This window comes from Bacillus cereus group sp. N6 (genome assembly GCF_016483705.1).
Lineage (GTDB): Bacteria > Bacillota > Bacilli > Bacillales > Bacillaceae_G > Bacillus_A > Bacillus_A wiedmannii.
Window position 1 is genome coordinate 1 of the sequence record NZ_JAEHBI010000060.1, and the last position, 25,649, is coordinate 25,649.

Sequence of the window (25,649 nt, forward strand, 5' to 3'; positions counted from 1 at the left end):
GAAAAGCAACAATCTCAAGCTGCTTAACGAATAAAATGTCTCTGTTTGATTTGTCTATTTTCTTGACATAGTACCAAAACTCCGTTTTATTGTCTCCCACTGCCCTTTTTCTACTCAATTATTATAAAAAAGTCCACAACTCTCTTTTATTTTCGTATAATGATACTCATAGTATAATAAACATAATAACAAAGGACTGTTCGTATATATAAAATGAGGCGCTAATCAAACCGGCTCACAAGAACTGTCATGCTTTTTAGGAGAGGAGTATATTATGCTACAACGTCTGTTTCCAAAACTGCGATTTGCACTCGTTGCAGTCGTTTTATTATGGATAAAAACATATATTGTGTACAAGCTAGCATTTGATATTAAAATTGATAACTTCTTTGAAGAATTTATGCTTTTTATTAATCCACTAGCTGCGTTACTTTTATTTTTCGGTTTTGCTTTACTTGCATCTAAACACCGAAACCGTATTATAGTTGGAATCAGTTTTATACTGTCCTTTATTTTATTTGGAAATGCAATGTTTTATGGGTTTTATAACGATTTCGTTACGTTCCCAGTTTTATTTCAAACAAATAATATGGCTGATTTAGGGACAAGTATAAAAGAACTCTTTACGTACAAAACATTACTTTTATTTGCAGATGCAATTATTTTAATGTTTCTTTCACGTAAATTCCCAGCATTTTGCGACAAGACGCCACTTTCTCGCTCTGAGAAGCGAACTTTCTTTAGCGGTGTAACAGCTCTATTAGCATTACAAATTGTCGTTTCAGTTATTTATAAGCCACAAATGTTCTCACGCTCATTTGATCGTCAAACTGTCGTGAAAAATTTAGGTTTATACACATATCATCTATTTGATATTACACTTCAATCTAAATCTTCGGCTGAACGTGTATTTGCAAGTGGTGACGGGTTCTCTGAAATTAAAAACTATACAGACTCAAAAGATAAGCAAGTTGATAAAAACTTATTTGGAGCTGCAAAAGGTAAAAATGTAATTTTGATTTCAATGGAATCTACACAAAGTTTTGTTATTAATAAAAAAATAAATGGAAAAGAAATCACTCCATTTTTAAATGAATTTATTAAAGATAGTTTTTATTTCGATAACTTCTATCATCAAACGGGACAAGGTAAAACTTCTGATGCTGAATTTATCGTTGAAAATTCACTTTATCCGCTAGACCGCGGTTCTGTATTCTTTACTCACGCAACAAATGAATATACAGCTACACCAGAACAATTAAAAAAATACGGATATTCTTCTGCTGTCTTCCATTCAAACGATAAAACGTTTTGGAATCGTGATGTAATGTATCCTGCACTTGGATATGATCGTTACTTTAATTTAAATGATTACGTAGGCACAGAACAAATGTCTGTCGGTTGGGGATTAAAAGATAAAGGGTTCTTTGAACAATCAATTCCAAAGCTAAAATCTTTACCACAACCGTTCTATACAAAATTTATTACTTTAACAAATCATTTTCCATTTCTTCTAAATCCAGAAGATCAATATGTTGATGAGTTTAATTCGGAAAGTGGTGTTGTAAACCGCTACTTCCCAACCGTTCGTTACACGGATGAAGCTCTTAAACTATTTATTAAACAATTAAAAGAGGAAGGACTGTATGATAATTCCGTTATTGTCATTTATGGAGATCATTACGGTATTTCTGAAAACCATAATGCAGCTATGGCTCAGTTCCTTGGGAAAGACGCTATTACACCGTTTGATTCTATGCAATTACAACGCGTCCCTCTCATTATTCATGTACCTGGTCAAGAAGGAAAAGTCATTTCTAAAGTATCTGGTCAAATTGATATTAAACCGACGCTACTTCATTTACTTGGTATTAAAACAAATCAATCAGTTGAATTTGGGACTGACCTATTTATTAAAGAAGAAGATCCACTTATGGTAATGCGTGATGGTAGCTTCGTTTCGGAAAACTATGTTTATACAAAAAACATGTGCTATAAACGAAATACAGGTGAAGAAGCGGACATCTCATTATGTCAACCAAATATTGAAAAAGCAAAAACTGAATTGAAACTCTCCGACAAACTCATTTATGGAGACTTATTACGTTTCGATCCTAACAATCGTTATAAAACCGGAACAATGACAACGAAATTTGAATAGCGCCAGAAGCAACTTTTATAAAAGTTGCTTCTTTTTTTACTTATTTTTCAAATCATTCCGCTATGAAATCTTTCACAAATTGGGAATTTTTTTCGTATGAGGAAGAAATTTATGGTATGATAAAATAAGTAAAATTTCATAAACTAATTAAGAATTTATTACAGAAAGCAAGGGATCAGATTTTGTATAGAGCAGCTATTCCAAACTTATTTACGCTCGGAAATTTATATAGTGGATTCTTATCAATCGGCTATGCATCTTTAGGATATTATAAATCAGCTGCTATTTTAGTACTTATCGGGATGATGTTAGATAGTCTTGATGGACGTGTTGCTCGCTTATTACGTGTTGATTCACAAATGGGAAAAGAGCTTGACTCGCTGGCGGATGTCGTAACATTTGGTGCAGCACCTGCTGTTCTCATGTATTACACATCTTTCTCCAATTACGGAATCATCGGACTATACATAGCGGGACTATTCCCTCTTTTCGGAGCATACCGTTTAGCACGATTTAATGTAACACCATCTTCTACTTCAATGAAATATTTCACTGGCGTACCGATTACAGCAGCGGGAGGGCTTGTTGCTTTCTTAACATTATTTTCACATACCATTCCAAAAATCGTTCTTATTACAGTATTTGTAACGTTCGCATTTTTAATGGTGAGCCGCATTCGTATCCCAAGTTTAAAAGATGTACCAATTCCACGATATAGCATCATTATTACACTATTTCTAGTTGGAATCATTATCACAATGTACCAAACAGGGTTCGGTAATTTTTCTGTTTTCTTATTCATTGCTATTCCACTATATATTTTGTATATGCTATCTCAATTTCTTAGACAAAGGCCATCTAAAAGAGCAAATAAAGAAAAATAAGAAACCTTCCGATTCCGGAAGGTTTCTTTTTATTTTGTAACTACTGCTTTTTGATTCACAGGGGTTACAGGCTCTTCACCGTTTAATACGGCTAAAATATTTCTTACTGCCATTTCAGCCATCGCATCACGAGTTTCGAACGTTGCATTTCCTACGTGAGGAGCAAGTACTACATTCTTTAATCCTTTTAGCTCTTCTGTAATTTTCGGTTCAAATTCAAACACGTCAAGAGCTGCTCCTTCAATTTCATTCGTTTTTAATGCATGAGCAAGTGCCGCTTCATTCATAATTGGTCCACGTGAAGCATTTACAATATACGCTGTTTTCTTCATCATTTTAAACTGTTCATCATCAATCATATGATGCAATTTCGGATTATAAGCACAATTAATTGTAATAAAGTCTGCTGTTTGTAATAATTCTTCCAATGTTACATATGTTGCTTCCAGTTCACTTTCAGCTTCAGGCTTTCGATTTGGACCTGTATATAAAACATTCATTCCAAACGCTTTCGCACGCTTTGCAACTGCCTTTCCGATTTCTCCAAGCCCAATAATTCCAATTGTTTTACCATGTACTTCACGGCCTAAGAAAAATAATGGCGCCCATCCATTAAATCCAGTTGTACGGCATAATGTATCGCCTTCAGGAATTCTACGTGCAGCTGCTAAAAGAAGTGCAAATGTTAATTCTGCTGTCGCTTCAGTTGATACTTTCGGTGTATTCGTTACCGAAATCCCTTTTTCTCCGGCATACGAGTAATCAATATTATCGTAACCAGCACCGTAGTTTGCAACAATCTTCAAATTAGGTGCCGCATCAATAACTTCTTTTGTCACCTTTGTAGAAAGTAGACTTAACAATGCATCTTTATCTTTTACACGATCTGTTAATTCATCTAAAGAAATTAACGCATCTTTATCGTACATTTCTACATCATGATCCTTTAATAGTTCTAATCCGATTGCTGGAATTTTCCCTGCTATTAATATTTTTGCCACTACTAACACCTCTTCTATAAAAAATAAGATATCTCTTATCTTTCATTGTAAGAAATCCACCTATAAAAACCAAGGAATTTGATCATAGTTTTGAAAATCTACATTTTTTACCCATAAGAAAAGAGGAGATCCATCTCTCCCCTTTTCTTACGCTTTCTCTTGCGATTCTTGTCCAAGCTTTGCATCGATCGTTCCTTCTGCAACTGTATCGCTAATTTGTTCCTCAATAACTGATTGAGATGTAGCATTCGTTTCAGAAGTTTGAGCTTGTTGTTGTGCACCTTGTACATTTTGTTTATTTTGTTGTTTCGCCATTTCTTACCCTCCTTTTTATTCTTTCTTATTTTGAACAAAAAGGGTGGTTTTCATCAAAAAATCGTGATCATTTTGAAATTGTTACTTCTTCTTCCAGTAATCTCATCGTTCTTACTCGTTTCGTAAATGTAGCTATGTGAGAAATATCATGATTACGTAACGTCTTTATATTCTCTGCCACATATTTTCCTAAATCACTCGGATAATGAGCGTCTGAGGAAAGAGTAACCGGAACGCCATGCTTAGCTAATACTTGTAAATATAGCGGACTCGGACACATTTCGCGTACAGGATAGCGATAGTACAATCCTGCATTTATTTCCGTTGCCGTATTTGTTTCTACTAACGCACGCGCAATTTCCTTATAATAAGAAAGTTGTTCATTTTCATCTAACCGATAATTAAATACTTTTATGTTATCAAGATGGGCTATAATATCAAATAAATTAGAGCGAACTGCACACTCAACCGTTTTGAAAAACGTATCATATAAAGCATATAAGTCATGTTCCTTAAAATATTCTTTCGTATCTGGATTATCAAATCCCCATCCATTTAAAAAATGAACAGAACCAATTACATAATCAAAATCTCCTAATGCGAGTAAAGATTGTAATTCTTGTTCACCACCAATAAAATAATCCGCTTCAATTCCAAGTTTAAGCGTAACACCTCTTTTACTCCACCGTTCTTTCGCCTCTTCAATTGCCTTTGTAAAATCATGCAGTGATGTTACCCTTACTTGGTCTAACCATTCCTTCTGTAAACGACCAAGCCTCGAATCACTAATATCGACATATCTTTCATAGTATTCTCTCGCTTCATAAAAACGGTATAAATGATCGACAATACCAACTTCTTTTATACCTTTTTGCAAAGCTTCTTCTAAATATAAATCAATCCATTTCATTGTAAATGGCCCTTCTTTCACACGTCTTTGCAGGCGTTCTTGTGTTTTCACAAGCCATTCCATAGAATGTTTCTCTTCTTTAAGTGGTTCATAATGTTGTAACACTTCATTTATTTTAGCTAGCCATCCTATTGAATATGGCCCTTCTTCTAAATGAATGTGATAATCCACCTTCATCTACATTTCCCCCTTATAATGTATCTATTTCACTTCTGTCCCCTACTCGCGAAAGCTTCCCATTTCTTTCTGTCACTTCCTCCATAACATCTTCTAATGATATATTTTTTTCAGCTAATAAAACAAAGCAGTGATACAATACATCAACCATTTCTTTCACTAATTCTTCTTTGTCATTATTTTTAGATGCGATAATTACTTCCGTGCATTCTTCACCAATTTTCTTTAAAATTTTATCTTCGCCTTTTGAAAATAAATAATTTGTATACGATTCAGGAAGTGGATTTCCCTTTCGTTCTTCAATTGTTTCAAATAGTAATTTAAAGGTATTTTCCATATGTATCCCCCTATATAATTTGGTAGTGAAAACATGTTTTCTCTCCTGTATGACAAGCCGGTCCCACTTGCTTTACGACAACAACAATTGAATCTTGATCACAATCTAAATAAAGAGATTGCACATATTGGACATTTCCTGATGTTTCTCCTTTATTCCATAACGATTGTCTTGAACGAGAATAAAAACATGTTCTTTTCGTTTCTAGCGTTTTTTCATATGCTTCTTCATTCATATAAGCTAGCATTAAAACTTCTTTTGTCCCTTCTTCAATTACAACTGCTGGTAATAATCCTTTTGAAAAGTTAGGTTTCATAACCGCACCTCAACATTTGCATTTCTTAATTTTCTCTTTACGTCCTGCACTGTCGCCTCACCATAATGAAAGATGGATGCCGCAAGTGCTGCATCAACTGTTGTCTTTTGAAAAACTTCTATAATGTGATCAACGTGACCACATCCGCCTGACGCGATGACTGGTACGGAAACGCTTTTTGAAATTTCTTCTGTTAAACGAAGATCGTACCCGTTTTTCGTTCCATCTGCATCCATACTCGTTAACAAAATTTCGCCTGTCCCTAGCTCGGCAACGCGTTTTGCCCACCCGATTGCATCCATACCCGTATCAACTCTTCCGCCGTTCACATAAACATTCCACTTTTCTTCTGCTACTTTTCTAGCATCAATTGCTACGACAATACATTGTGAGCCAAAGTGTTCTGCCCCTTCTTCGATTAGCTTTGGATTTCGCACTGCCGCTGAGTTGATTGAAACTTTATCCGCTCCAGCTCTTAGTAAATTGTACATATCTTTAACACTTGAAATTCCCCCGCCAACTGTAAGAGGAATAAATACTTTCGAAGCTGTTTTTTCTACAACATCTAGAATTGTTTTTCGTCCTTCATGCGTTGCCGTAATATCTAAAAATACAATTTCATCTGCTCCCGCCTCATTATATAAAGCGGCTATTTCAACAGGATCACCGACGTCTTGTAACCCTATAAAATTTATACCCTTTACGACTCGGCCCTCTTTCACATCTAGACATGGAATAATGCGTTTCGCTAACATAACTTTGTTACCTCTAACACTTCTTCTAAATCAATCGTTTTCTCATAAAGAGCCTTACCAATTATGACGCCGTATATATTCATATCATTTAATTTTTTCACATCTTGAATAGATGCCACTCCTCCAGAAGCAATAAGACGAATGCTCACGCTTTTTTGTAGTAACTCCAATTGCTCTAAATTCGGTCCTGCAAGTGTCCCGTCTTTCGAAATGTCTGTAAACACAATCGTTTGAACACCTACATTCTCCATTTGCTTTGCTAAATCAATATAAGAAATTTCAGACACATCAAGCCAGCCTCTCGTTGCTACGAAACCATTTTTCGCATCAATTCCAACAATGATTTTCTCTTTATATAGAAGAACTGCTTCTTCTAAAAATTCCTTATCATAAAGAGCAGCTGTTCCTAAAATCACTTTATCTACACCTACTGACAATAACTTCTCTACCGCTACAAGTGATCGAATTCCTCCTCCAACTTGCACAGGAATACGTACTGCCTTGCATATTCTTTCAATAACGAGCAAATTTACTGACTCGCCAGCAATTGCGCCATCTAAATCAACAATGTGCAACTTTTTCGCTCCCAATTTTTCGAATATAATCGCTTGCGCAACCGGATCTTCATTCATTACTGTTTCTTTACTAAACTCTCCTTGATAAAGTCTAACGCATCGCCCCTCTTTTAAATCGATAGCTGGGAAGATTTCCATGCCTCTACCACCCCTTTGAAATTTTTCAACATTTGCATTCCAATGTCACCGCTTTTTTCAGGATGAAACTGTGCGCCGTATATATTTCCTTTTGCTACAAAACCAGGTACTTTCACTCCATATTCACTTATCCCATACACAATTTCATTTGGACAATCTGCATAATAAGAGTGAACATAATATACGAAAGAACCGTCCTCTACTCCATTCCAAAGTGATATTTCTCCCTCTTTCTTTAACTCATTCCATCCCATATGTGGAATTTTATGAGGAACCTTTAACTTTCGAATAACACCTGGCAATAAACTTAATCCGTTACAGTCTTGTAGTTCCTCACTTTTTTCAAATAAAAGCTGCATCCCTAGGCAAATGCCCAGAAGCGGTTTTCCTGAACGCCCGACTTCTTTTAACACACGCACTAAATTTTTTTCTTCCAATACATCCATCGCTTTCGGAAATGCACCTACTCCTGGTAAGATCACTCCATCACTTCTAAAAATCTTTTCTTTATCACCCGTTACGATGTACTCTGCTCCAATATATTGTAATGCTTGTTCCACACTGCGAATATTTCCCATTCCATAATCTATAATAGCAATCAATTACAACATCCCTTTCGTGGAATTTACACCAGTAATGCTGGCATTTCTTTCGACTGCTTCTCTAAGCGCTCTACCAAACGCTTTAAATAACGCTTCAACTTTGTGATGTGTATTGCTTCCGTATAAAATGCGAGCGTGTAATGTAATATTGGCAGCATGAGCAACTGCTCTAAAAAATTCTTCTGTTAGTTCTGTATCAAAATCCCCTAGCTTCGGATTCGTTAATTCTCCTTGAAATACAATATATGAGCGCCCGCTAATATCAATTGCGACAAAACCTAAAGATTCATCCATCGGTACATATGCGGAGCCATAACGGTTAATCCCCTCTTTATTTTGCAATGCTTCTTTCAAACAATTTCCGAGTACAATTCCAACATCTTCAACTGTATGATGCGCATCAACGAATACATCGCCTTCCGCCTCCACTTGTAAACCGAATCTTCCATGCCTTGCAAATAAAGTTAGCATATGATCAAAAAATCCAACTCCCGTTTGTACAGAAACGTTCTTGCCTTCATCAAGCTGCAAACTTAATTTGATTTTTGTTTCTGTCGTCTCACGTATTTGACTGCACTCACGCATTATTCTTCCTCCTCAAATCTTATTTGAATTGCTCTCGCATGCGCATGTAATCCTTCTTTATTGGCAAGTTCTACAATATGATGTTGTACATCTCTTAACGCTTCCTCCGTATAAGACAGAAAGCTTGATTTTTTCACGAAATCATCGACTGATAACGGTGAGAAAAACCTTGCCGTTCCACTTGTCGGTAACACGTGATTCGGTCCTGCTAAATAATCACCGAGCGGTTCCGGTGCATATGGACCAAGAAAGATAGACCCTGCATGTTTCACATAAGCTAGAGCATTCATCGGTTCTTTTATATGTAACTCTAAATGTTCTGGAGCGATTTCATTCGATAATTGTAGCGCCTCATCTAAAGAAGGCACGATAAAGATAGCTCCATTTCTATTTATCGATTCACGTGCAATTTCGCTTCTTGGTAATGTTTCTAACTGTCTTTCTATCTCTCTTTCTACTTCTTTTGCTAACTCTATATTCGTTGTAATACAAATTGCTGTTGCTCTCTCGTCATGTTCTGCTTGTGATAATAAATCAGCAGCGATATATTTTGCATTACCGGTTTCATCAGCAATAACTACAATTTCTGACGGTCCAGCAATCATATCGATATTTACTATTCCGTATACTTCTCGTTTCGCCAGAGCAACGTACAAATTTCCTGGTCCAACTATTTTATCCACTTTTGGAATCGATTCCGTCCCATATGCTAAAGCAGCAATTGCTTGCGCACCACCTATCGTATAAATTTCATCTACTCCTGCAAGGCTTGCAGCAACTAAAATATGTGGATCAATCTCCCCTTGCCTTGGTGGTGTTACCATTACAATCTTTTTCACACCAGCGAGTTTTGCTGGCAATACATTCATTAATACTGACGAAGGATACGAAGCAGTTCCGCCCGGCACATATACCCCTATATTTTCTAACGGCCGAATGATTTGCCCTCTAATAATGCCTTCACTCGTGCAATCGAACATGGATTGCCTTTTTTGCTTTTCGTGATAAGAAATAATGTTTTTCTTCGCCTCTTGTAACGCTTCTAAAAATGAATTCTCTACAAACATACCCGCTCGTTTTATTTCTTCCTCACTTACACGAAACTCTTTAATCTCCACACCATCAAACTTTTTTGTATAAAATGATAGAGCCTCATCCGTACTCTTCCTTACCTTTCGAACGATTTCGCTTACACTTCTTTGAACAGTTTCTTCTATTATATTTGCGTTTTCTCGTAGTAATTTTATTTTCGATAAAGCCTTTTGAAAATCTTCACAAACTATCTCCATTACAAGTCCCCCTATTTTCCTGACAAAATTTCTTGCTCCATCATATTTACAATACTGAATATTTCGTCTTTTTTAGTTTTTAATGCAGCCTTATTTACAATCATCCGAGCAGATATAGAACACATTTCCTCAAATACAATGAGCCCATTTTCTTGTAATGTTTTTCCTGTTTCCACAATATCAACAATTGCATCTGCCAATCCAAGAATAGGAGCGATTTCTACAGAACCTTCTATTTTAATAATTTCTACATCCTCCCCTTTATCATGAAAATAGTTAGAAGTAATATGTGGATATTTCGTCGCAATGCGTTTCTTTCGGTAGCTCTTCGGATTATACGTAGGAATAGAAGCAACACAAAACTTACACACGCCCACTCCTAAATCTAACATTTCATAAATATCTTTCTCGTTTTCCATTAAAATATCTTTTCCAACGACCCCAATATCAGCTACTCCATGTTCTACATAAGTGGCAACATCTACTGCTTTCACTAAAATAAATGAGATATCTGTATTTTTACTTTGAAAAACAAGCTTTCGTCCTTTATTTTTGAGCTCCGAACAATCAATTCCAATCTGCTCAAAGAGCGGAATCACATGTTTTTCTAATCTTCCCTTCGTTAACGCAATTTGAATGTTACGCATGAAGTTTCTCCTTCTTTCTGGACTACCCATTTCTCTTTCCATACATATTCCACTAATGATTCGTTCTTCGCCTCAACGACCGTTACTATTTGATTTTTTCTTGCAAATTGAAAGGTGTCATTTACATTAGAGAATAAGGATAGCTCTACTTTTTTCCCGTCCTTTTGAAGTAAATTTCGTAATCTTTCCGCTTCTGCTAATCTATTTAACTCATAATGAATAATAATATCTATTCCCTTTCGTTCATATGGTTCTTGTTGCTCTTGCAGCGCCTTCACAATTTGATTGACTTGCACCGCGAGTCCAACAGCCGGCAGCATCTCTCCAAAATTTCCAATTAACTCATCATATCTTCCGCCACTAACGATTTCTTCTCCTATTTCATATATATACCCTTTGAAAATAACTCCCGTATAATAATCTAAATGTTGGATCATACCTAAATCAATTGATATGTAAGATCCATAGCCTAATTTTTCAATTGCTTCATATATTTCTTTCACTCTTGCAATCGCCATTTTCATTTCATTACTTGAGGCGAGTTTTTCTGCTTCCTCAATCACTTCTAAGTTTCCAAATAGCCTTGGTAACTTCTCAAGTAATCTTACTGTTTCATCACATCGATCTAATTTCTTTTCTCTAATAAAATTTGATAGAGCCGCATAATTTTTACTTTCAATGTATGTCCTAAGTACTCTCTCTTCTTCCTCATGAATGGAGAGTTTTTTTACAATACATTTATATAATTGCACTTGCCCAATCTCTATTGTAAAAGATTGTACCTTCACCTTTTGAAGTGATTGAATGACGCTTATGACGCATTCAATTTCAGCTCTTACGTTATCAATACCTATAATTTCAATACCACTTTGTACAATTTCATTATATTTTCCAGCAAGGGACTCATTCGCCCGAAATACATTCCCGCCATACGTCAGTTTAAGCGGCGTATCCCACCTCTGCGTTCCCATCACTCTCGCTAAAGGAATTGTCATATCTGGACGTAACACGATAATCCGTCCCTTTTCATCAAAAAATTTATACATCTTTTCTTCATCTATCGGTCTATTTTGAAAGGCAAAAACATCATAAAATTCAATTGTAGGTGTCCTTATTTCCTCATAACCTCGCCCTAAAAAAGTACGTCTTAATTTTTGCTCCACTTCTTCAATTAACGTACATTCTTCGAATAAATAGTCTCTCGTTCCATTTGGGTTTGCCCGTTTCCATTTTGTCATCTAAATTCTCACACCTTTCACTTTCTAATGTATGCTCATTTCATTCACCTAAACCGAAAATAAAAAGAGCCTTGTAGACAAAATACCTACAAGGCTCTTTAGTAGAGTGTAGGTACAACGGGAATAACCCTTGTGCCTACACGTTTTCACGCTAGGTTCAAGGGCTTTATGTATGATGATGTAGTTGTGTAAGCACTTTAATAGATTGCATGATATTCATAATACTTACTCCCTTTCTCCTCTGATTTTTACATAGTATATAATACTTAATTCTGAATGTAAATACTTTTTGAACATTCCGTTTTTTCTTAATATAAAGCTACTTTCCTTTCATACTCTACAATTTCTTGTTCATATTTCATCGTAATACTAATTTCGTCTAGACCATTTAATAATTTCTCTTTCCACATTTTCTCGATTGTAAAATAAAATCTGTGCGTACTTGTTGTAATTACCTCATTCTCTAAATCTACTTCTATTTGTTCTCTCGCATCCGTTTTGGCAAGTTGTTCTCGCATTTCTTTATCCATTACAATTGGTAACATACCATTTTTCATACAATTCATATAAAAAATATCTGCAAACCCGCCGGCGATAATAACGCGAAAACCATAATCAGCAAGCGCCCACGGAGCGTGTTCTCTTGAAGAACCACAACCAAAATTATCACCTGTAATTAATATACTTGCTCCTTTTCTATTTTGTGCATTAAGCGGAAAATTAGGGTTTTCATGGCGGTTATTATCATAACGCCATTCATCGAATAAATATTTTCCAAATCCCGTCCTTTCAATTCTCTTTAAATATTGCTTCGGAATAATTTGATCTGTATCAATGTTATTATTCATCAGTACTGCAGCAGTACCTTTATGAATACGAAATGGCTCCATCATAACTCTCCTTTCTAGTATCAACAAAATGACCGTATAACGCAGCTGCTGCCGCCATTGCTGGGCTAACTAAATGTGTTCGTGCCCCTTTTCCTTGTCTTCCTTCAAAATTACGATTTGAAGTCGAAGCACAATGTTCTCCTTCAGGTACTTGATCTGGATTCATTCCAAGACACATTGAACATCCAGGTTCTCTCCATTCAAATCCAGCTTCTTCAAATATGTGATGTAGCCCTTTTTGCATCGCAGCTTCTCTTACTCTTTTCGATCCAGGCACAACGAGCGCTCGCACACCTTCTTTTACCTTTCTCCCTTTCACAACAGATGCAGCAATTTCTAAATCAGAAAGCCTGGAATTTGTACAAGATCCAATGAAAACATGCTGAACAGGAATGTCATACGTGCTTTGTCCAGGGCTTAATCCCATATAAGAAAATGCTCTTTCGTCATTTGCATCCTGCTTTTCTGGCAATTTTTCATCAATACGAACACCCATACTCGGGTTTGTTCCCCATGTAACGTACGGTGCTAAATCCGTCACATCTATCGAAATATGCAAATCATAAATTGCATCTGAATCTGTATAAAGTTCAGACCATTTCTTCTCGAATGTTTCAAATTCTTTCGGTGCATATTTACGTCCTTTTACATAAGCAAATGTTTTTTCATCTGGTGCTATAATACCAGCCTTTGCTCCTCCCTCAATTGCCATATTACAAAGCGTCATTCTCTCTTCCATCTCCATAGCCTCAATCGTATCTCCGTAAAATTCCATTACATATCCAGTTCCAACTGCTACACCGTACTTTGAAAGGAAATGCAAAATAATATCTTTTGCGTAAACACCTTTCTGTAATTTTCCTTTTAACTCAATACCCATCGCTTTCGGCTTTCGTTGCCATAACGTTTGCGTTGCCAATACATGCTCCACTTCACTCGTACCAATGCCAAATGCTAGTGCGCCAAACGCACCATGCGTTGCTGTATGACTATCACCACAAACAATTGTTTTTCCTGGTTGTGTAAGTCCAAGTTCTGGTCCGATAACATGAACAATCCCTTGCTCTTCATCCCCGATATCCGCTAACGGCACCTGAAATTGTTTACAATTTTCCCGGAGTGTATCTAGTTGCTGCTTCGCAATGCGATCGGTAATATTCCAAACATCTTTCGTTGGAATATTATGATCCATCGTTGCGAATGTTAAATCCGATCTTCGAACCGTTCGATTTGTAAGCCGCAAGCCTTCAAAGGCTTGCGGTGACGTTACTTCATGAACAAGATGAAGATCGATATATAATAAATCTAATCCATTTTCGTTTGTCGTAACTACGTGTCTTTCCCAAAGTTTATCTAGCAGCCTTTTTCCCATTATCTCCCTCTCCCTACTAACGCTTGCTCTTCCATCTCTTGTATAACTGCCTTCGTAAATGAAGTTGTCGTCTCATCTCCTCCGATATCTGCTGTACATTTTCCTAATTTAAGAACTGCAGATATCGCAGATTCAATTGCATTCCCTTCTCTCGTTAACTCAAATGATTGCCCAAGCATCATTGCAACAGATCGCATCATTGCAATTGGATTCGCCTTATTTTTCCCGGCAATATCCGGTGCTGATCCGTGAATAGGCTCGTATAATGAAGGCCCCTTTTCCGCGTGACTTGCTGATGGAAGCATTCCTAATGATCCCGCTAATACTGAAGCCTCGTCACTCAAAATATCCCCAAATAAATTTTCCGTTACAATTACATCAAACCGTCCTGGATTCCGAATTAACTCCATCGCAGCTGCATCTACTAAAATATGTTCTAGTTCAACGTCTGGATAACGAAGTGCTACTTCTTCCGTAACAGTTCTCCATAGTTTACTAGATTCTAAAACATTCGCCTTATCAATAGATGTTACTTTTTTCTTCCGCTTACTCGCTAATTGAAAGGCATAAGAAACGATCCGTTCAATTTCATGACGATGATACGTAAGTGTATCTGTTGCTACTTCGTCCGTTCGTTCTTTCGGATAAGAAAAATAAATTCCGCCTGTTAATTCACGAACAACAACGAAATCAATTTCATCAGCGTTTTTTAATGGCGATAAATGTGCCGTTGCGCTTTCTACCGTTACAGGGCGAACGTTCGCAAATACTCCAAGTCCTTTTCTTAGAGCTAATAATCCTTTCTCCGGTCTTTCTTTCGCGCTATCCCACCTTGGTCCACCAACCGCTCCAAGTAAAACCGCATCACTTGCTAAACAAGCGGCAAGCGTTCGTTGTGGTAATGGTTGCCCATTTAAATCGATAGCACTCCCGCCAAAGTACTCATCTTGTAAGTGAAAATGATGTCCATATAACCTTTCTACCATATGCAATACTTCTTTCGCACTTTCCATAATTTCTGGGCCAACACCATCACCAGCTAAACAAACGATACGTTTTTCCAATTTCAACACTCCTTTTAACTGAATTTTCAGAACTTTAATTTGATAGGTAAGGAAACTTCTCCCTCACCCATCAAACACTTATTTCACAAGCGCTATAAGAGATTTTAATTTCCCTGCTGCATGGACATATGCTCTTGCCGACGCTTCCAATACATCTTGCGCAACACCAAAACCTGATACTTGATGCGTTCCTTCTTTTAATTCAACATGAACATGAGCCAGTGCGTCTTGACCTTGTGTAATAGATTGTATGCGATAATCCACCAATTCACATTCTAATCCTAAAATTCTTTGGATTGCATTATAGATCGCCTCAATACTACCAGAACCAGTGGCTGCATCTTCGTATGCATTTCCTTCTTCGTCTTTTAGTACAACTGTCGCGCATTGTGTACTATTTGATACGAAATGAACTTGTAGTTGCGTAATGTTATATTGCTGAGCTGCAAATGCTGCTTCACCAAGCATAAGCGCACGTAAATCTTCCTCAGTAATTTCCTTCTTACGATCAGCTAATTTTTTGAACGCTTCAAACACCGCATCTCGTTCTTCCTTTGTAAATTCATAGCCAAGCTCTTTCATTTTTTCTGTAAACGCGTGACGTCCAGAATGTTTTCCAAGTACGAATAGATTTTGAGATTCGCCTATTAGCGCTGGTTCAATAATTTCATATGTTGTCACTTCTTTTAAAACACCATCTTGATGAATTCCGGATTCATGAGCAAAAGCATTCGCTCCAACAATCGCTTTATTTTTCGGTACAACCATACCTGTTAATCTGCTTACTAATGTACTCGTCGTTTTAATTTCTTTTAGCGTCATAGAAGACTCCGCCTTATAGAAATCTTTTCTAATATGAAGAGCAACTGCGACCTCTTCTAGCGCCGCATTACCTGCTCTTTCTCCAATTCCATTAATTGTTCCTTCTACTTGCAACGCTCCGCCTTCAACCGCAGCTAATGAATTTGCTACTGCCATCCCAAGATCATCATGACAATGACAAGAGAAAATTGCTTTTTCATATGAAGGAACGGATTCTTGTAAGTATTTAAAAAGAGAATAATATTCTTCTGGATTCGTATATCCAACTGTATCTGGAATATTAATTACATTCGCTCCTGCACGAATCGCAACTTCAACTGCTTCAGCTAAAAAATCTCTTGCTGTTCTTGTCGCATCTTCTGCAGAAAATTGTACTGTCGGAAATAATGATTTCCCGAGTGTAACCGAGCGGTGAATACTATCTAATACATCTTCTTTTGACATACAAAGTTTATATTTCATATGAATATCACTTGTAGCTAAAAATACGTGTAAACGAGGAGATACAGCACCTTTCACCGCTTCATATGCTCTTCGAATATCACTTTCTTTCGCTCTAGCTAAACTCATAACTGTAGCATTTTGAATGGTATTTGCGATGCGTTTTACCGATTGAAAATCCCCTTCGGAAGCTGCTGCAAAACCAGCTTCCATGACATTAATACCTAGTCTCTCTAATTGCCTTGCAATTTGCAATTTCTCTTGTTCATTTAAATTTACTCCTGGTGATTGTTCGCCATCACGTAGCGTCGTATCCATGAACAAAATCTGCTTCATATTATTTGACCCCTGCCTTTACTCGCGGCTGTACAAACGGCATCATTTCACGTAATTTACGTCCAACTACTTCAATTTCATGTTCATTCTCTTTCTCATTTGTCGCATGGAAATTTGGTTTCCCTGCTTTATGCTCTGCAATCCAGCCTCTTGCAAATGTACCATCTTGAATTTCTGCTAGCACTGCACCCATCGCTTTCTTCGTATCTTCCGTTACAACGCGTGGTCCTGATACGAAGTCGCCCCACTGCGCTGTATCTGAAACTGAATATCTCATATTTTCAAGTCCGCCTTCATACATAAGGTCAACGATTAGTTTTAGTTCATGTAAACATTCAAAATATGCAAGTTCCGGTTGATAACCAGCATCAACTAACGTTTCAAATCCAGCTTTTACTAGCGCAGTTACTCCGCCGCAAAGCACAGCTTGCTCTCCAAATAAATCTGTTTCTGTTTCTTCTTTAAATGTCGTTTCTAATACACCAGCTCTCGTCGCTCCAATCCCATCAGCATAAGAAAGTGCCTTTTCAGTCGCAACTCCTGTTGCATCTTGGTATACTGCAAATAATGCAGGAACAGCTCCGCCTTCAGCAAATGTACGGCGCACAAGATGACCTGGCCCTTTTGGCGCTACTAGAAATACATCTACATTAGCTGGTGGTTTCACTTGATCAAAGTGAACATTAAATCCGTGTGCAAAAACGAGAGAATTTCCTGCCTTTAAATTTGGCGCAATTTCCGCTTCATATACTTCTGGCTGGAGTTCATCTGGTAGTAGAATCATTACTACATCAGCTTTTTCCGCTGCTTCTGCTACTGTATATACAGAAAACCCATCTTCTTTCGCTTTATCCCAAGACTTCCCTTTTCTTAAACCTACTACTACATCAAATCCGTTATCACGTAAGTTTTGCGCATGCGCGTGACCTTGCGAACCATATCCAATGATTGCTACTTTCTTTTCTTTTAATACATTTACCGTTACATCTTTCTCATAATAAACTTTTGTCATTTTCATTTCCCCCTATATTTAAATGATTATTGAATTAACATAACTTGCTTATCTTGTTTTTTCATACTACGCGTAAATGCTGTTACACCTGTTCTAGCAATTTCTTTCAAACCATACGGACGAAGTAATTCAATTAATGCTTCTACTTTCTCCTGCGTACCAGTTACTTGCACAACTATGGAATCCTTCCCAACATCTATTACAGCGGCTCGAAACGGTTCAATTAAACTATATAATTCTGCTCTTGCTACTGATGTTGCTACTTTAATAAGTGCAAGTTCTCTTGCGATCATCGCTTCTTCTGTAATATCTGATACTTTCAGAACATCAATTTGCTTATGAAGTTGTTTAATTAACTGCTCCACTTGCTGTTCATTTTCAACGTGTACAACAATCGTCATCCGCGATATGTCCGATGATTCCGTATGACCTACTGAAATACTTTCAATATTAAAATGTCTTCGTGTCATAACACCCGTAATTCGGTTTAACACACCACTTTGATTTCGAACTGTCGCTGTAACAATTCTCTTCACCTTTTTTCCACTCCCTCCATTTGGTGAACACCTTTCCCTGGCGCAACCATCGGCATTACCTTTTCTGATTGAAGTACACGGCAATCAATTACGACCGGTTCTTTTAATTCAATCGCCTGCTTTATTTGCTTCTTTGCAAGAAGTGGATCATCTATACGAACACCTTTTATGCCATACGCATTCGCAAGAGCGACGAAATCTGGTTGACACGACAATAAAGAGTGCGAGTATCTTTGATTATAAAATTCATCTTGCCATTGTCTTACCATTCCTAAAGCTTCATTATTTAAAATAAATACTTTAACAGGCAATGAGTGTTCTTTTAACACACTTAATTCTTGCAAGGTCATTTGAAATCCAGCGTCACCTACAATTGCAATAACTAGTTCCTCAGGCTTTGCAATTTGCGCACCAATTGCTGCTGGAAACCCAAATCCCATCGTTCCTAATCCTCCTGAAGTTACCCATTTATCTGGATTTTTGAGCGGATAATATTGTGCCGCCCACATTTGATGTTGCCCAACATCTGTTGTTACAATCGCTTCTCCTTTCGTAATTTCATATAACATATCAATTGCGTATTGAGGCTTAATACTTTCCGAATTTCGTTTATAAGAGAATGGATACTTTTCTTTTCTACTCTTTAGTAAAGAGATCCATTCATGATGATTTTCTTTCTTTCCTTCTGGTTGAAGTAATACTTCCAAAGCTCGCTTAGCACTTGCAACAATAGGAATTTCAGTCGGCACATTTTTTCCGATTTCGGCTGGATCAATATCGATATGTGCAACAGTCGCCTTTTTAGCAAAATAAGCTAAATTCCCAGTAAGACGATCGTCGAATCTTGCACCTATATTAATAAGTAAGTCGCATTCATATAACGCCATATTGGCTGTGTAAGAACCGTGCATTCCTCCCATCCCTAGAAAAAGTTCATCATCTGGCGGAAACCCACCAAGACCAAGTAATGTATGCACAACAGGAATTTCATATTTACGAGCAAAACTTGTTAACTCTTTCGAAGCCTTCGCATGCAATACACCTGCTCCAGCTAAAATTAACGGCTTGTTTGCAGCCCTAATTGCTTGTAATAATTTGTTTATTTGGAGTAAATTCGGTTCATAATTAGGGTTGTATCCTGGTAAATCCATTTGTACGTCATTACATCGTTCTCCTTGCTCTACTACCATATCTTTCGGAAGGTCAATAACGACTGGGCCTGGTCTTCCTGTTCTAGCAATATGAAATGCTTCTTTAATAATTCGAGGTAAATCTGAAGCCTTTCGCACTTGATAGTTATGTTTTGTCACTGGCATCGTAAGCCCCATAATATCCGCTTCTTGGAAAGCATCACTTCCAATTAACGTCGTTGCTACTTGCCCTGTAAATACAACAAGTGGTAATGAATCAATCATCGCATCTGCTAGACCGGTAATAACATTTGTAGCACCTGGCCCACTCGTTGCAATGACAACCCCTGGATTGCCAGTAATTCTGGCATACCCTTCCGCGGCGTGAATAGCTCCTTGCTCATGCCTTGTTAAAATATGCGGAATTTCACAGTCATAGAGTGCATCATAAAGAGGTAAAACAGCACCACCAGGATAACCGAAAATCACTTCTACTCCTTCCTTTTCTAACGCTTCTAACAATAGCTGTGCACCAGTTGCCAGTTTCTCTTCCGTTTTTGAAGACATTGTTCTTATAAGCCCCCTTTTTAAAAATTTTTATCAATAAAAAAAATCCTACGTCCACACTCCAGCTATGTGCTGAAGGGACGAAAGATTTCGCGGTACCACCCTTCTTCGCAAGAATACTCTTGCCTCAGTGACCCATAAATGAGTCTAGCTAATAACGGAGCTACCGTCTAAGCCTAGACAAATGCTTCAGCTTAGCACTCAAGGGCGATGTTCGTCGACGTGAACCATCGGTTTTCAGCAACCACCGACTCTCTGTGAGGCTTCACAATCAACTACTCCTCCCTCTCAACGCTTTCTTATTGTTATAAAGAGTTGTTATCCAACTTTATTTTCTTCGTAAATCTTCTCTCCATCTTCTACAACTAACTTTCGGAATTCTTCTAATAAACGATTCGTATGTAGACCTGTTTGCCCTAAACCAATCGTTCTACCATCTACTGTCGTAACAGCAATTACTTCAGCAGCCGTTCCTGTTAAAAATACTTCATCAGCTACATATACATCATGCCTTGTAAATAACTCTTCTCTAACGTCATATCCAAGTTTTTCACCGATTTCTAATATAGCGTTTCGTGTAATGCCTTCTAACGCTCCAGCAGAACTTGGTGGTGTAATTAATTTATTTCCTTTTACAATAAACACGTTATCTCCCGAGCCTTCAGCTACGTATCCTTGATCATTTAACATAAGTGCTTCTTGTACTCCAGCTAATTTCGCTTCAATACGAACTAAAATATTGTTTAAGTAATTTAAAGATTTTACTTGAGGCGACAAAACATCTGGACGGTTTCGGCGCGTTGCAACTGTTACAACTGGAATCCCCTTTTCATAATATTCTTGCGGGAATAAAGATAGTTGTTCTGCAATTACTACTACATTCGGTTTCTTACAAGAATCAGGATCTAATCCAAGATTTCCTGCTCCTCTCGATACAACAAGGCGAATGTATCCATTAGATAATTTATTTTGTCGAATCGTCTCAACAACAATATTCGTTACTTCATCTAAAGAATATGGAATTTCTAACATGATGGATTTTGCTGATTCATATAACCGGACAAGATGCTCTCTCAAACGGAAAACATTACCGCTATATACTCTAATTCCTTCAAATACTCCATCGCCATATAAATAACCATGATCATATACTGAAACTTTTGCCTCGTCTTTTGGAACAAATTCTCCATTTAAGAAAATCCATTGCTCGTTCACTGGAAAGCGCCTCCTATGTTCTATGAATTTTTTATTGTTTCCTAGTTTACTCTCCTTTCTAAATAAATCAAGTGAATTTTTAGAAAATTTATAATTTTTAATCGTACGTACATCTTTGATTATATTGATTTAACAGCATTGTTAACGTTTACAAAAAGTCAAAAAATTTTTTTCGTCAATTTCCACTAAAAAAAATATTTGTTTAAAAGAAGGATTTTCATCAATTGATACGAATCTATTGTATTCAATAAACGGACGTCCGTTTTTATAAATTCGGGAATATATAACGACTTTTGCTGAAAAAGGGGGAAAATAATAAAAATAACGCTGTCTAAAAATAACATTCATATTTTTCGTTTCGTAATCATAATCCTATTTTTAAAAAACAATTTGTCAAAATGAAGGAGGAAATCAATATGGCGTGTGTACAAATTAAAGGAACGAGACAAGAGGTAGTAGAAATGCTTCAACTATTTGATCTAATGGATACGAAAGGTTTTTGTAAATTCGATAATTATGTAGAGGTAGAACCAAATAATAAAGAACATAATAATTTTATTGCTTCAATTGACATTCATTCAAATACTTCTTCTGCCCAAGATACTTTAAACGATCAATTCGTAAGTCAAATGCTTACTGGTGTATATAACGACTAAACAAAGATTTACTTCCTACCGTCTTTTCATAAATATATGCAGTGGACTTGAGCATACTAGCAACTAGATGGTAGGAGGTGAGAATTATGGCTAGAATTGGCGTTGAAAACTCATTAACAGATGTTCAACAAGCTCTTCAGCAACAGGGACATGAAGTTGTTACCCTGGGCTCCGAACAGGATGCACAAGGGTGCGATTGTTGTGTTGTAACTGGGCAAGATTCTAATATGATGGGTATTGCAGATGCATCAATTAAGGGATCGGTAATTGCAGCTCATGGTTTAACAACAGATGAAATTTGTCAGCAAGTAGAGAGCCGCACTTAAATGTATTATACAAAAAGAAAGAGGACTCCTTTTGAAAAGGAGTCCTCTTTTTTATATTCACCTAACGGGAAAGTAACATATACTGGATGAAAGCCCTACCTCTCTCTCATCATTACGGTTCCACTGACCGCTCCTTGATTCACTAGTATACATATAAAGCCTACAATAATAATTTATAGGGTTTGTTCACAAAAGTTGTTGGTAAGACTACCCGATCTTTCGCAAACTTTTCGTATTATATTTATAAGATTTATTTACTTTACACTAGCTGTAACCGAGACACGAATTAAAATTTTAACACTAATACAATAACTTGTCAACATTTTTTGTAAATTAAAAACAGACAGTAACGGTTTGTCTGTTTTAGAATGGAGCTTTTTCTTTTATTACATATACAACAAAACCGCTTACTAACATACATAAGCCAACTACTAAGTTTTTGATATTAATCATAAATTCCTCTCCCTTATTCCACACATCATATATATTTACAGTTCAATTATTCCGATCATCTTAAAGCGCATTTTTTCTAATATATCATAATTCCTAAAAAATGCAAGTTCACTTTTGGCGACCATTTACAAATTTATCTACAGTGCTTGGTACCGTATTTAAAGCCTTTTCAATTAAATGTGTACTACTATTGAGGTGTAATACTTGCACACCGTTAGAACCGACTACTAAAAAAGCAACTGGGCTAATAGAAACCCCAGCCCCGCTTCCGCCTCCAAATGGATGGCTTTGCTTCTTCTCTTTATGCTGCCCTTGTCCGTTATTATGCTTTTCGGAAATAAAATCACCTTTAAAGTCACTTCCGCCGGCACCAAAACCAAAAGCCACTTGAGATACTGTTAATACTACATTTCCATCAGCTGTTGAAACTGGACTTCCGACAATCGTATTTACATCTACCATCTCTTTTAAATTTGTCATTGCTGTTTTCATTAAATCTTCAATTGGATGTTCCATTATGTATTGCACCCTTTCCTCATTATTCTTTTTTATACTTTCCAAAATAGAGGAAGTCATACTAACTTTTCCTATTTCAAAAAAACAATTTTACTCTTCTAAGTGGAATTACGCCTTGTACTCGTTCGGATAAAGTGAAACTTTAATCAGCAGGGCTTTGTTCATCCCCCATTGATTATTAGCCATCAGCAATCAGATGTTTACGGGCTACAATAGCGGGATAAAAAAGAAAAAGAGATGCATACTACTATTGAACCTTGTTATGAAAGGAGCCATGACTTTGACTGAGAAATTTGATGAGTATAAAAAAAGAGATAGAATAGATAGTGATTATAGTGACTATAAAGAAGAATATGCAGCTGAGGTTGCACCACAGCGCATTGATTATGATTACGATGAGAAAGATAATAAAGATGATGTAAGATCGTCCGCCGCTGGATCAACTGCTGGCTTTATCGCTCTTGCCTTATCTATCTTATCACTCTTTACCTTCCCAACATTATTTGGTCTTGTTTCTGTATTACTAGGAATTTACGCTTATAATCGCGGAGCTACTGTAACTGGTGGTATCGCTGCGATTGTCGGCGGAATTGCAGCACTCATTGCAATTTTATTCCGAGTAGCACTTGTCGGATTATTGTTCTCCCTTTTTTAAAAAGAAAAAGGTATCTCGCTTATGCGGGATACCTTATCCTGTAAATACATCTTCCGATGGATATTTAATTTTTTGTTTTGCTGGTCGCGCTAAAGAAAAAACAAGTGTTAACGGTCCAATTAATCCACAAAACATAACAAACATAATAATACATTTTCCAAACGCTGATAACTTTGCAGTAATCCCCATCGTTAACCCTACTGTTCCAAACGCTGAAATTGTTTCAAATAGTAACTGAATAAAACTAAAGTTTTCTGTAAGCATTAATACAAATACTGCTGCAAAAATGAGTATTTGACTGGCAACAGCAATGGCTAACGCTCTCGTTACTGTTGACATTTTTATCGTGCGCTGAAATAAAACGATTTCCTCTTTTTTTCTAAAGAAAGAAAGGACGGATGTAACTAAAATAACAAACGTTGTTAATTTAATCCCTCCACCTGTCGATACACTTCCTGCACCAATAAACATTAAAACCATCGTAAATAATATAGATGATTCTTCCATCCCCCCGTAGTCAACTGTATTAAATCCAGCAGTACGAGGAGTAATACCTTGGAAGAAAGAAGCCCATAACTTTTCATTTAAAGGTAAATCTCCTAACGTCTTCACATTATTATATTCCAATACAAAAATCACAATCATTGCTATAACATTTAACGCTACCGTTCCAACAATCATGATTTTAGAATGAAGGGATAATTTTCGAAAGCTACGACTATACCATATATCAATTAATACGGTAAAACCGAGACCACCAATTACGATTAATGAGCAAATCCCTATATTAACAATAGGATCTCCTACATACCTCGTTAAATTATCCGGCCATAGAGCAAATCCAGCATTATTATAAGATGCAATAACATGAAAAATACTATAGTATACACCTTTTCCAAAGCCAAACTCTGGAACAAAGCGAAACGATAAAAAGATGACTCCAATAAGCTCAATACAAATTGAAAATATAAAGACACGTTTTACTAATTTTACAAGACCACCTATATTTGTTTGATTAAATGCCTCTCCGATTAATAATCGATGGCGTAACCCGATTTTTTTACCTAATACCCAAACAATTAAAATGGCAATTGTCATAAGACCTAAACCACCTGTTTGAATTAAAAACATAATAACAATCTCGCCAAACATCGTAAACGTACTTGCAGTATCTACTACTCCTAATCCGGTTACAGTTGCTGCTGACGTTGCCGTAAAGAAAGCATCTACCCAACTAATATGTACTTTCGTTGCGAATGGTAACTTTAATAACAAACCGCCAACCACAATTAAGCAGAAAAAACCTAGTGCTAATATTTGTGGTGGATTTAATCGTATAAAACGATTATACAGCCCTTGTCTTTTTGTTACTTCCATATCACTAACTCCCTTAATAAAGTGCAGCTTTTCCTTCATAAATAAAGGCTTTTAAGAGCCCTCAAATAGTCGGATAAACCTCATATTCTTATAATATAGTTGAGCATAATCCTTTTTTTTAAAGATTTCAACTTTTATTTATACTCGAACTCCACTTCATTTTATGACAAGAAACTTTCTATTATATTTATTCGTACTCTACAACTCTCGCAACAATCATTTTATATGTATCATTTCTCAAATTCTCATACCTTTCACTTTATGTTCACATCAAGGTCACATCCAACTTTTATAGTATATGTATCGAAGTTGTTCCTCCCTAATTTATAAGACATTCCCCAGTGTCTTGAA

General features: G+C 36.6%; 29 protein-coding genes and 1 other annotated feature. Of the genes, 5 read left to right on the forward strand and 24 right to left on the reverse strand.

Annotation, left to right across the window (positions count from 1 at the left end):
• Positions 1–274 precede the first annotated feature (274 nt).
• Positions 275–2,161, forward strand: a complete 1,887-nt coding sequence (locus tag JDS99_RS26825) for an LTA synthase family protein (protein ID WP_046955254.1) — start codon at positions 275–277, stop codon at positions 2,159–2,161.
• 182 nt (positions 2,162–2,343) lie between these two features.
• Complete coding sequence (gene pssA / locus JDS99_RS26830; RefSeq protein WP_000285422.1) at positions 2,344–3,045, forward strand: CDP-diacylglycerol--serine O-phosphatidyltransferase; 702 nt, start codon at positions 2,344–2,346, stop codon at positions 3,043–3,045.
• A 29-nt stretch (positions 3,046–3,074) separates the two neighbouring features.
• Here the strand turns inward: pssA and JDS99_RS26835 are convergent, their stop codons facing one another.
• From JDS99_RS26835 to JDS99_RS32620, 21 genes are all read right to left on the reverse strand, one after another.
• Positions 3,075–4,046 carry an NAD(P)-dependent oxidoreductase gene (locus tag JDS99_RS26835; protein WP_345943236.1) on the reverse strand — a complete coding sequence of 324 codons (972 nt, stop codon included), beginning with the start codon at positions 4,044–4,046 and terminating at the stop codon, positions 3,075–3,077.
• Between the two features lie 147 nt (positions 4,047–4,193).
• The gene (locus JDS99_RS26840; RefSeq protein ID WP_098857600.1) at positions 4,194–4,361 is read right to left on the reverse strand and encodes a DUF4025 domain-containing protein; all 168 of its coding nucleotides are present in this window, start codon (positions 4,359–4,361) and stop codon (positions 4,194–4,196) included.
• Between the two features lie 67 nt (positions 4,362–4,428).
• Complete coding sequence (locus JDS99_RS26845; protein ID WP_199696044.1) at positions 4,429–5,448, reverse strand: histidinol phosphate phosphatase domain-containing protein; 1,020 nt, start codon at positions 5,446–5,448, stop codon at positions 4,429–4,431.
• 13 nt (positions 5,449–5,461) lie between these two features.
• A complete protein-coding gene (gene hisI / locus JDS99_RS26850) occupies positions 5,462–5,785 on the reverse strand; it encodes a phosphoribosyl-ATP pyrophosphatase (protein ID WP_199696045.1) in 324 nt (107 codons plus the stop codon).
• A gap of 10 nt (positions 5,786–5,795) precedes the next feature.
• On the reverse strand, positions 5,796–6,101 hold the full coding sequence (hisI, locus tag JDS99_RS26855; protein ID WP_087985503.1) for a phosphoribosyl-AMP cyclohydrolase: 306 nt from the start codon (positions 6,099–6,101) through the stop codon (positions 5,796–5,798).
• On the reverse strand, positions 6,098–6,856 hold the full coding sequence (gene hisF, locus JDS99_RS26860) for an imidazoleglycerol phosphate synthase cyclase subunit (RefSeq protein WP_199696046.1): 759 nt from the start codon (positions 6,854–6,856) through the stop codon (positions 6,098–6,100). Before hisF ends, hisI (JDS99_RS26855) begins: the two co-directional genes overlap by 4 nt.
• Positions 6,850–7,569 carry a 1-(5-phosphoribosyl)-5-[(5-phosphoribosylamino)methylideneamino]imidazole-4-carboxamide isomerase gene (gene hisA / locus JDS99_RS26865; RefSeq protein ID WP_000402304.1) on the reverse strand — a complete coding sequence of 240 codons (720 nt, stop codon included), beginning with the start codon at positions 7,567–7,569 and terminating at the stop codon, positions 6,850–6,852. Before hisA ends, hisF begins: the two co-directional genes overlap by 7 nt.
• A complete protein-coding gene (hisH, locus tag JDS99_RS26870; RefSeq protein WP_088121709.1) occupies positions 7,542–8,171 on the reverse strand; it encodes an imidazole glycerol phosphate synthase subunit HisH in 630 nt (209 codons plus the stop codon). The genes hisA and hisH overlap by 28 nt, the downstream gene beginning before the upstream one ends.
• A complete protein-coding gene (hisB, locus tag JDS99_RS26875) occupies positions 8,172–8,756 on the reverse strand; it encodes an imidazoleglycerol-phosphate dehydratase HisB (RefSeq protein ID WP_001206365.1) in 585 nt (194 codons plus the stop codon).
• A complete protein-coding gene (gene hisD, locus JDS99_RS26880) occupies positions 8,756–10,045 on the reverse strand; it encodes a histidinol dehydrogenase (RefSeq protein ID WP_098134001.1) in 1,290 nt (429 codons plus the stop codon). Before hisD ends, hisB begins: the two co-directional genes overlap by 1 nt.
• A gap of 11 nt (positions 10,046–10,056) precedes the next feature.
• Entirely contained in the window at positions 10,057–10,692 is a 636-nt protein-coding gene (gene hisG, locus JDS99_RS26885) for an ATP phosphoribosyltransferase (protein WP_001244476.1), read from the reverse strand.
• Complete coding sequence (gene hisZ, locus JDS99_RS26890; RefSeq protein ID WP_088121707.1) at positions 10,668–11,930, reverse strand: ATP phosphoribosyltransferase regulatory subunit; 1,263 nt, start codon at positions 11,928–11,930, stop codon at positions 10,668–10,670. Before hisZ ends, hisG begins: the two co-directional genes overlap by 25 nt.
• 308 nt (positions 11,931–12,238) lie before the next feature.
• Positions 12,239–12,820, reverse strand: coding sequence for a 3-isopropylmalate dehydratase small subunit (leuD, locus tag JDS99_RS26895; RefSeq protein WP_088121706.1), 582 nt, complete (start codon positions 12,818–12,820; stop codon positions 12,239–12,241).
• Complete coding sequence (gene leuC, locus JDS99_RS26900; RefSeq protein WP_098133999.1) at positions 12,798–14,192, reverse strand: 3-isopropylmalate dehydratase large subunit; 1,395 nt, start codon at positions 14,190–14,192, stop codon at positions 12,798–12,800. Before leuC ends, leuD begins: the two co-directional genes overlap by 23 nt.
• A complete protein-coding gene (gene leuB, locus JDS99_RS26905) occupies positions 14,192–15,256 on the reverse strand; it encodes a 3-isopropylmalate dehydrogenase (protein WP_048544933.1) in 1,065 nt (354 codons plus the stop codon). Before leuB ends, leuC begins: the two co-directional genes overlap by 1 nt.
• A 78-nt stretch (positions 15,257–15,334) precedes the next feature.
• Positions 15,335–16,855, reverse strand: a complete 1,521-nt coding sequence (gene leuA, locus JDS99_RS26910) for a 2-isopropylmalate synthase (RefSeq protein ID WP_087985496.1) — start codon at positions 16,853–16,855, stop codon at positions 15,335–15,337.
• Position 16,856: 1 nt separating this feature from the next.
• Complete coding sequence (ilvC, locus tag JDS99_RS26915; RefSeq protein ID WP_095205719.1) at positions 16,857–17,873, reverse strand: ketol-acid reductoisomerase; 1,017 nt, start codon at positions 17,871–17,873, stop codon at positions 16,857–16,859.
• Between the two features lie 20 nt (positions 17,874–17,893).
• Positions 17,894–18,403 (reverse strand): acetolactate synthase small subunit, encoded by a 510-nt coding sequence (gene ilvN / locus JDS99_RS26920; protein WP_000822948.1) that lies wholly within the window; start codon positions 18,401–18,403, stop codon positions 17,894–17,896.
• The gene (ilvB, locus tag JDS99_RS26925; RefSeq protein WP_098133998.1) at positions 18,400–20,100 is read right to left on the reverse strand and encodes an acetolactate synthase large subunit; all 1,701 of its coding nucleotides are present in this window, start codon (positions 20,098–20,100) and stop codon (positions 18,400–18,402) included. The genes ilvN and ilvB overlap by 4 nt, the downstream gene beginning before the upstream one ends.
• A 73-nt stretch (positions 20,101–20,173) precedes the next feature.
• Positions 20,174–20,401: a binding site (T-box leader), on the reverse strand.
• A gap of 17 nt (positions 20,402–20,418) precedes the next feature.
• Positions 20,419–21,315: a branched-chain-amino-acid transaminase gene (gene ilvE, locus JDS99_RS26930; protein WP_087985494.1), complete on the reverse strand. Its 897-nt coding sequence runs from the start codon at positions 21,313–21,315 to the stop codon at positions 20,419–20,421.
• Between the two features lie 141 nt (positions 21,316–21,456).
• Positions 21,457–21,663 (reverse strand): hypothetical protein, encoded by a 207-nt coding sequence (locus tag JDS99_RS32620; RefSeq protein ID WP_106382757.1) that lies wholly within the window; start codon positions 21,661–21,663, stop codon positions 21,457–21,459.
• Between the two features lie 68 nt (positions 21,664–21,731).
• On the opposite strand from JDS99_RS32620, the gene JDS99_RS26935 reads away from it, so the two are divergent.
• Together JDS99_RS26935 and JDS99_RS26940 are read left to right on the forward strand one after the other, a co-directional pair.
• Positions 21,732–21,971: a DUF3911 family protein gene (locus JDS99_RS26935; protein WP_000752504.1), complete on the forward strand. Its 240-nt coding sequence runs from the start codon at positions 21,732–21,734 to the stop codon at positions 21,969–21,971.
• An 86-nt stretch (positions 21,972–22,057) separates the two neighbouring features.
• Complete coding sequence (locus JDS99_RS26940) at positions 22,058–22,297, forward strand: YkuS family protein (RefSeq protein ID WP_060489510.1); 240 nt, start codon at positions 22,058–22,060, stop codon at positions 22,295–22,297.
• Positions 22,298–22,660: 363 nt separating this feature from the next.
• On the opposite strand, the gene JDS99_RS26945 is transcribed toward JDS99_RS26940, so the two are convergent.
• Together JDS99_RS26945 and ytfJ are read right to left on the reverse strand one after the other, a co-directional pair.
• A complete protein-coding gene (locus JDS99_RS26945) occupies positions 22,661–22,750 on the reverse strand; it encodes a hypothetical protein (protein WP_000608225.1) in 90 nt (29 codons plus the stop codon).
• Positions 22,751–22,858: 108 nt separating this feature from the next.
• Positions 22,859–23,326, reverse strand: a complete 468-nt coding sequence (ytfJ, locus tag JDS99_RS26950) for a GerW family sporulation protein (RefSeq protein ID WP_053078521.1) — start codon at positions 23,324–23,326, stop codon at positions 22,859–22,861.
• Positions 23,327–23,528: 202 nt separating this feature from the next.
• Between ytfJ and JDS99_RS26955 the strand changes: the two genes are divergently transcribed.
• A complete protein-coding gene (locus JDS99_RS26955; RefSeq protein WP_137012683.1) occupies positions 23,529–23,921 on the forward strand; it encodes an imidazole glycerol phosphate synthase in 393 nt (130 codons plus the stop codon).
• Positions 23,922–23,954: 33 nt separating this feature from the next.
• Here JDS99_RS26955 and JDS99_RS26960 read toward each other — a convergent pair whose 3' ends face one another.
• Positions 23,955–25,298 carry a TrkH family potassium uptake protein gene (locus JDS99_RS26960; RefSeq protein WP_088062622.1) on the reverse strand — a complete coding sequence of 448 codons (1,344 nt, stop codon included), beginning with the start codon at positions 25,296–25,298 and terminating at the stop codon, positions 23,955–23,957.
• Positions 25,299–25,649: the final 351 nt, after the last annotated feature.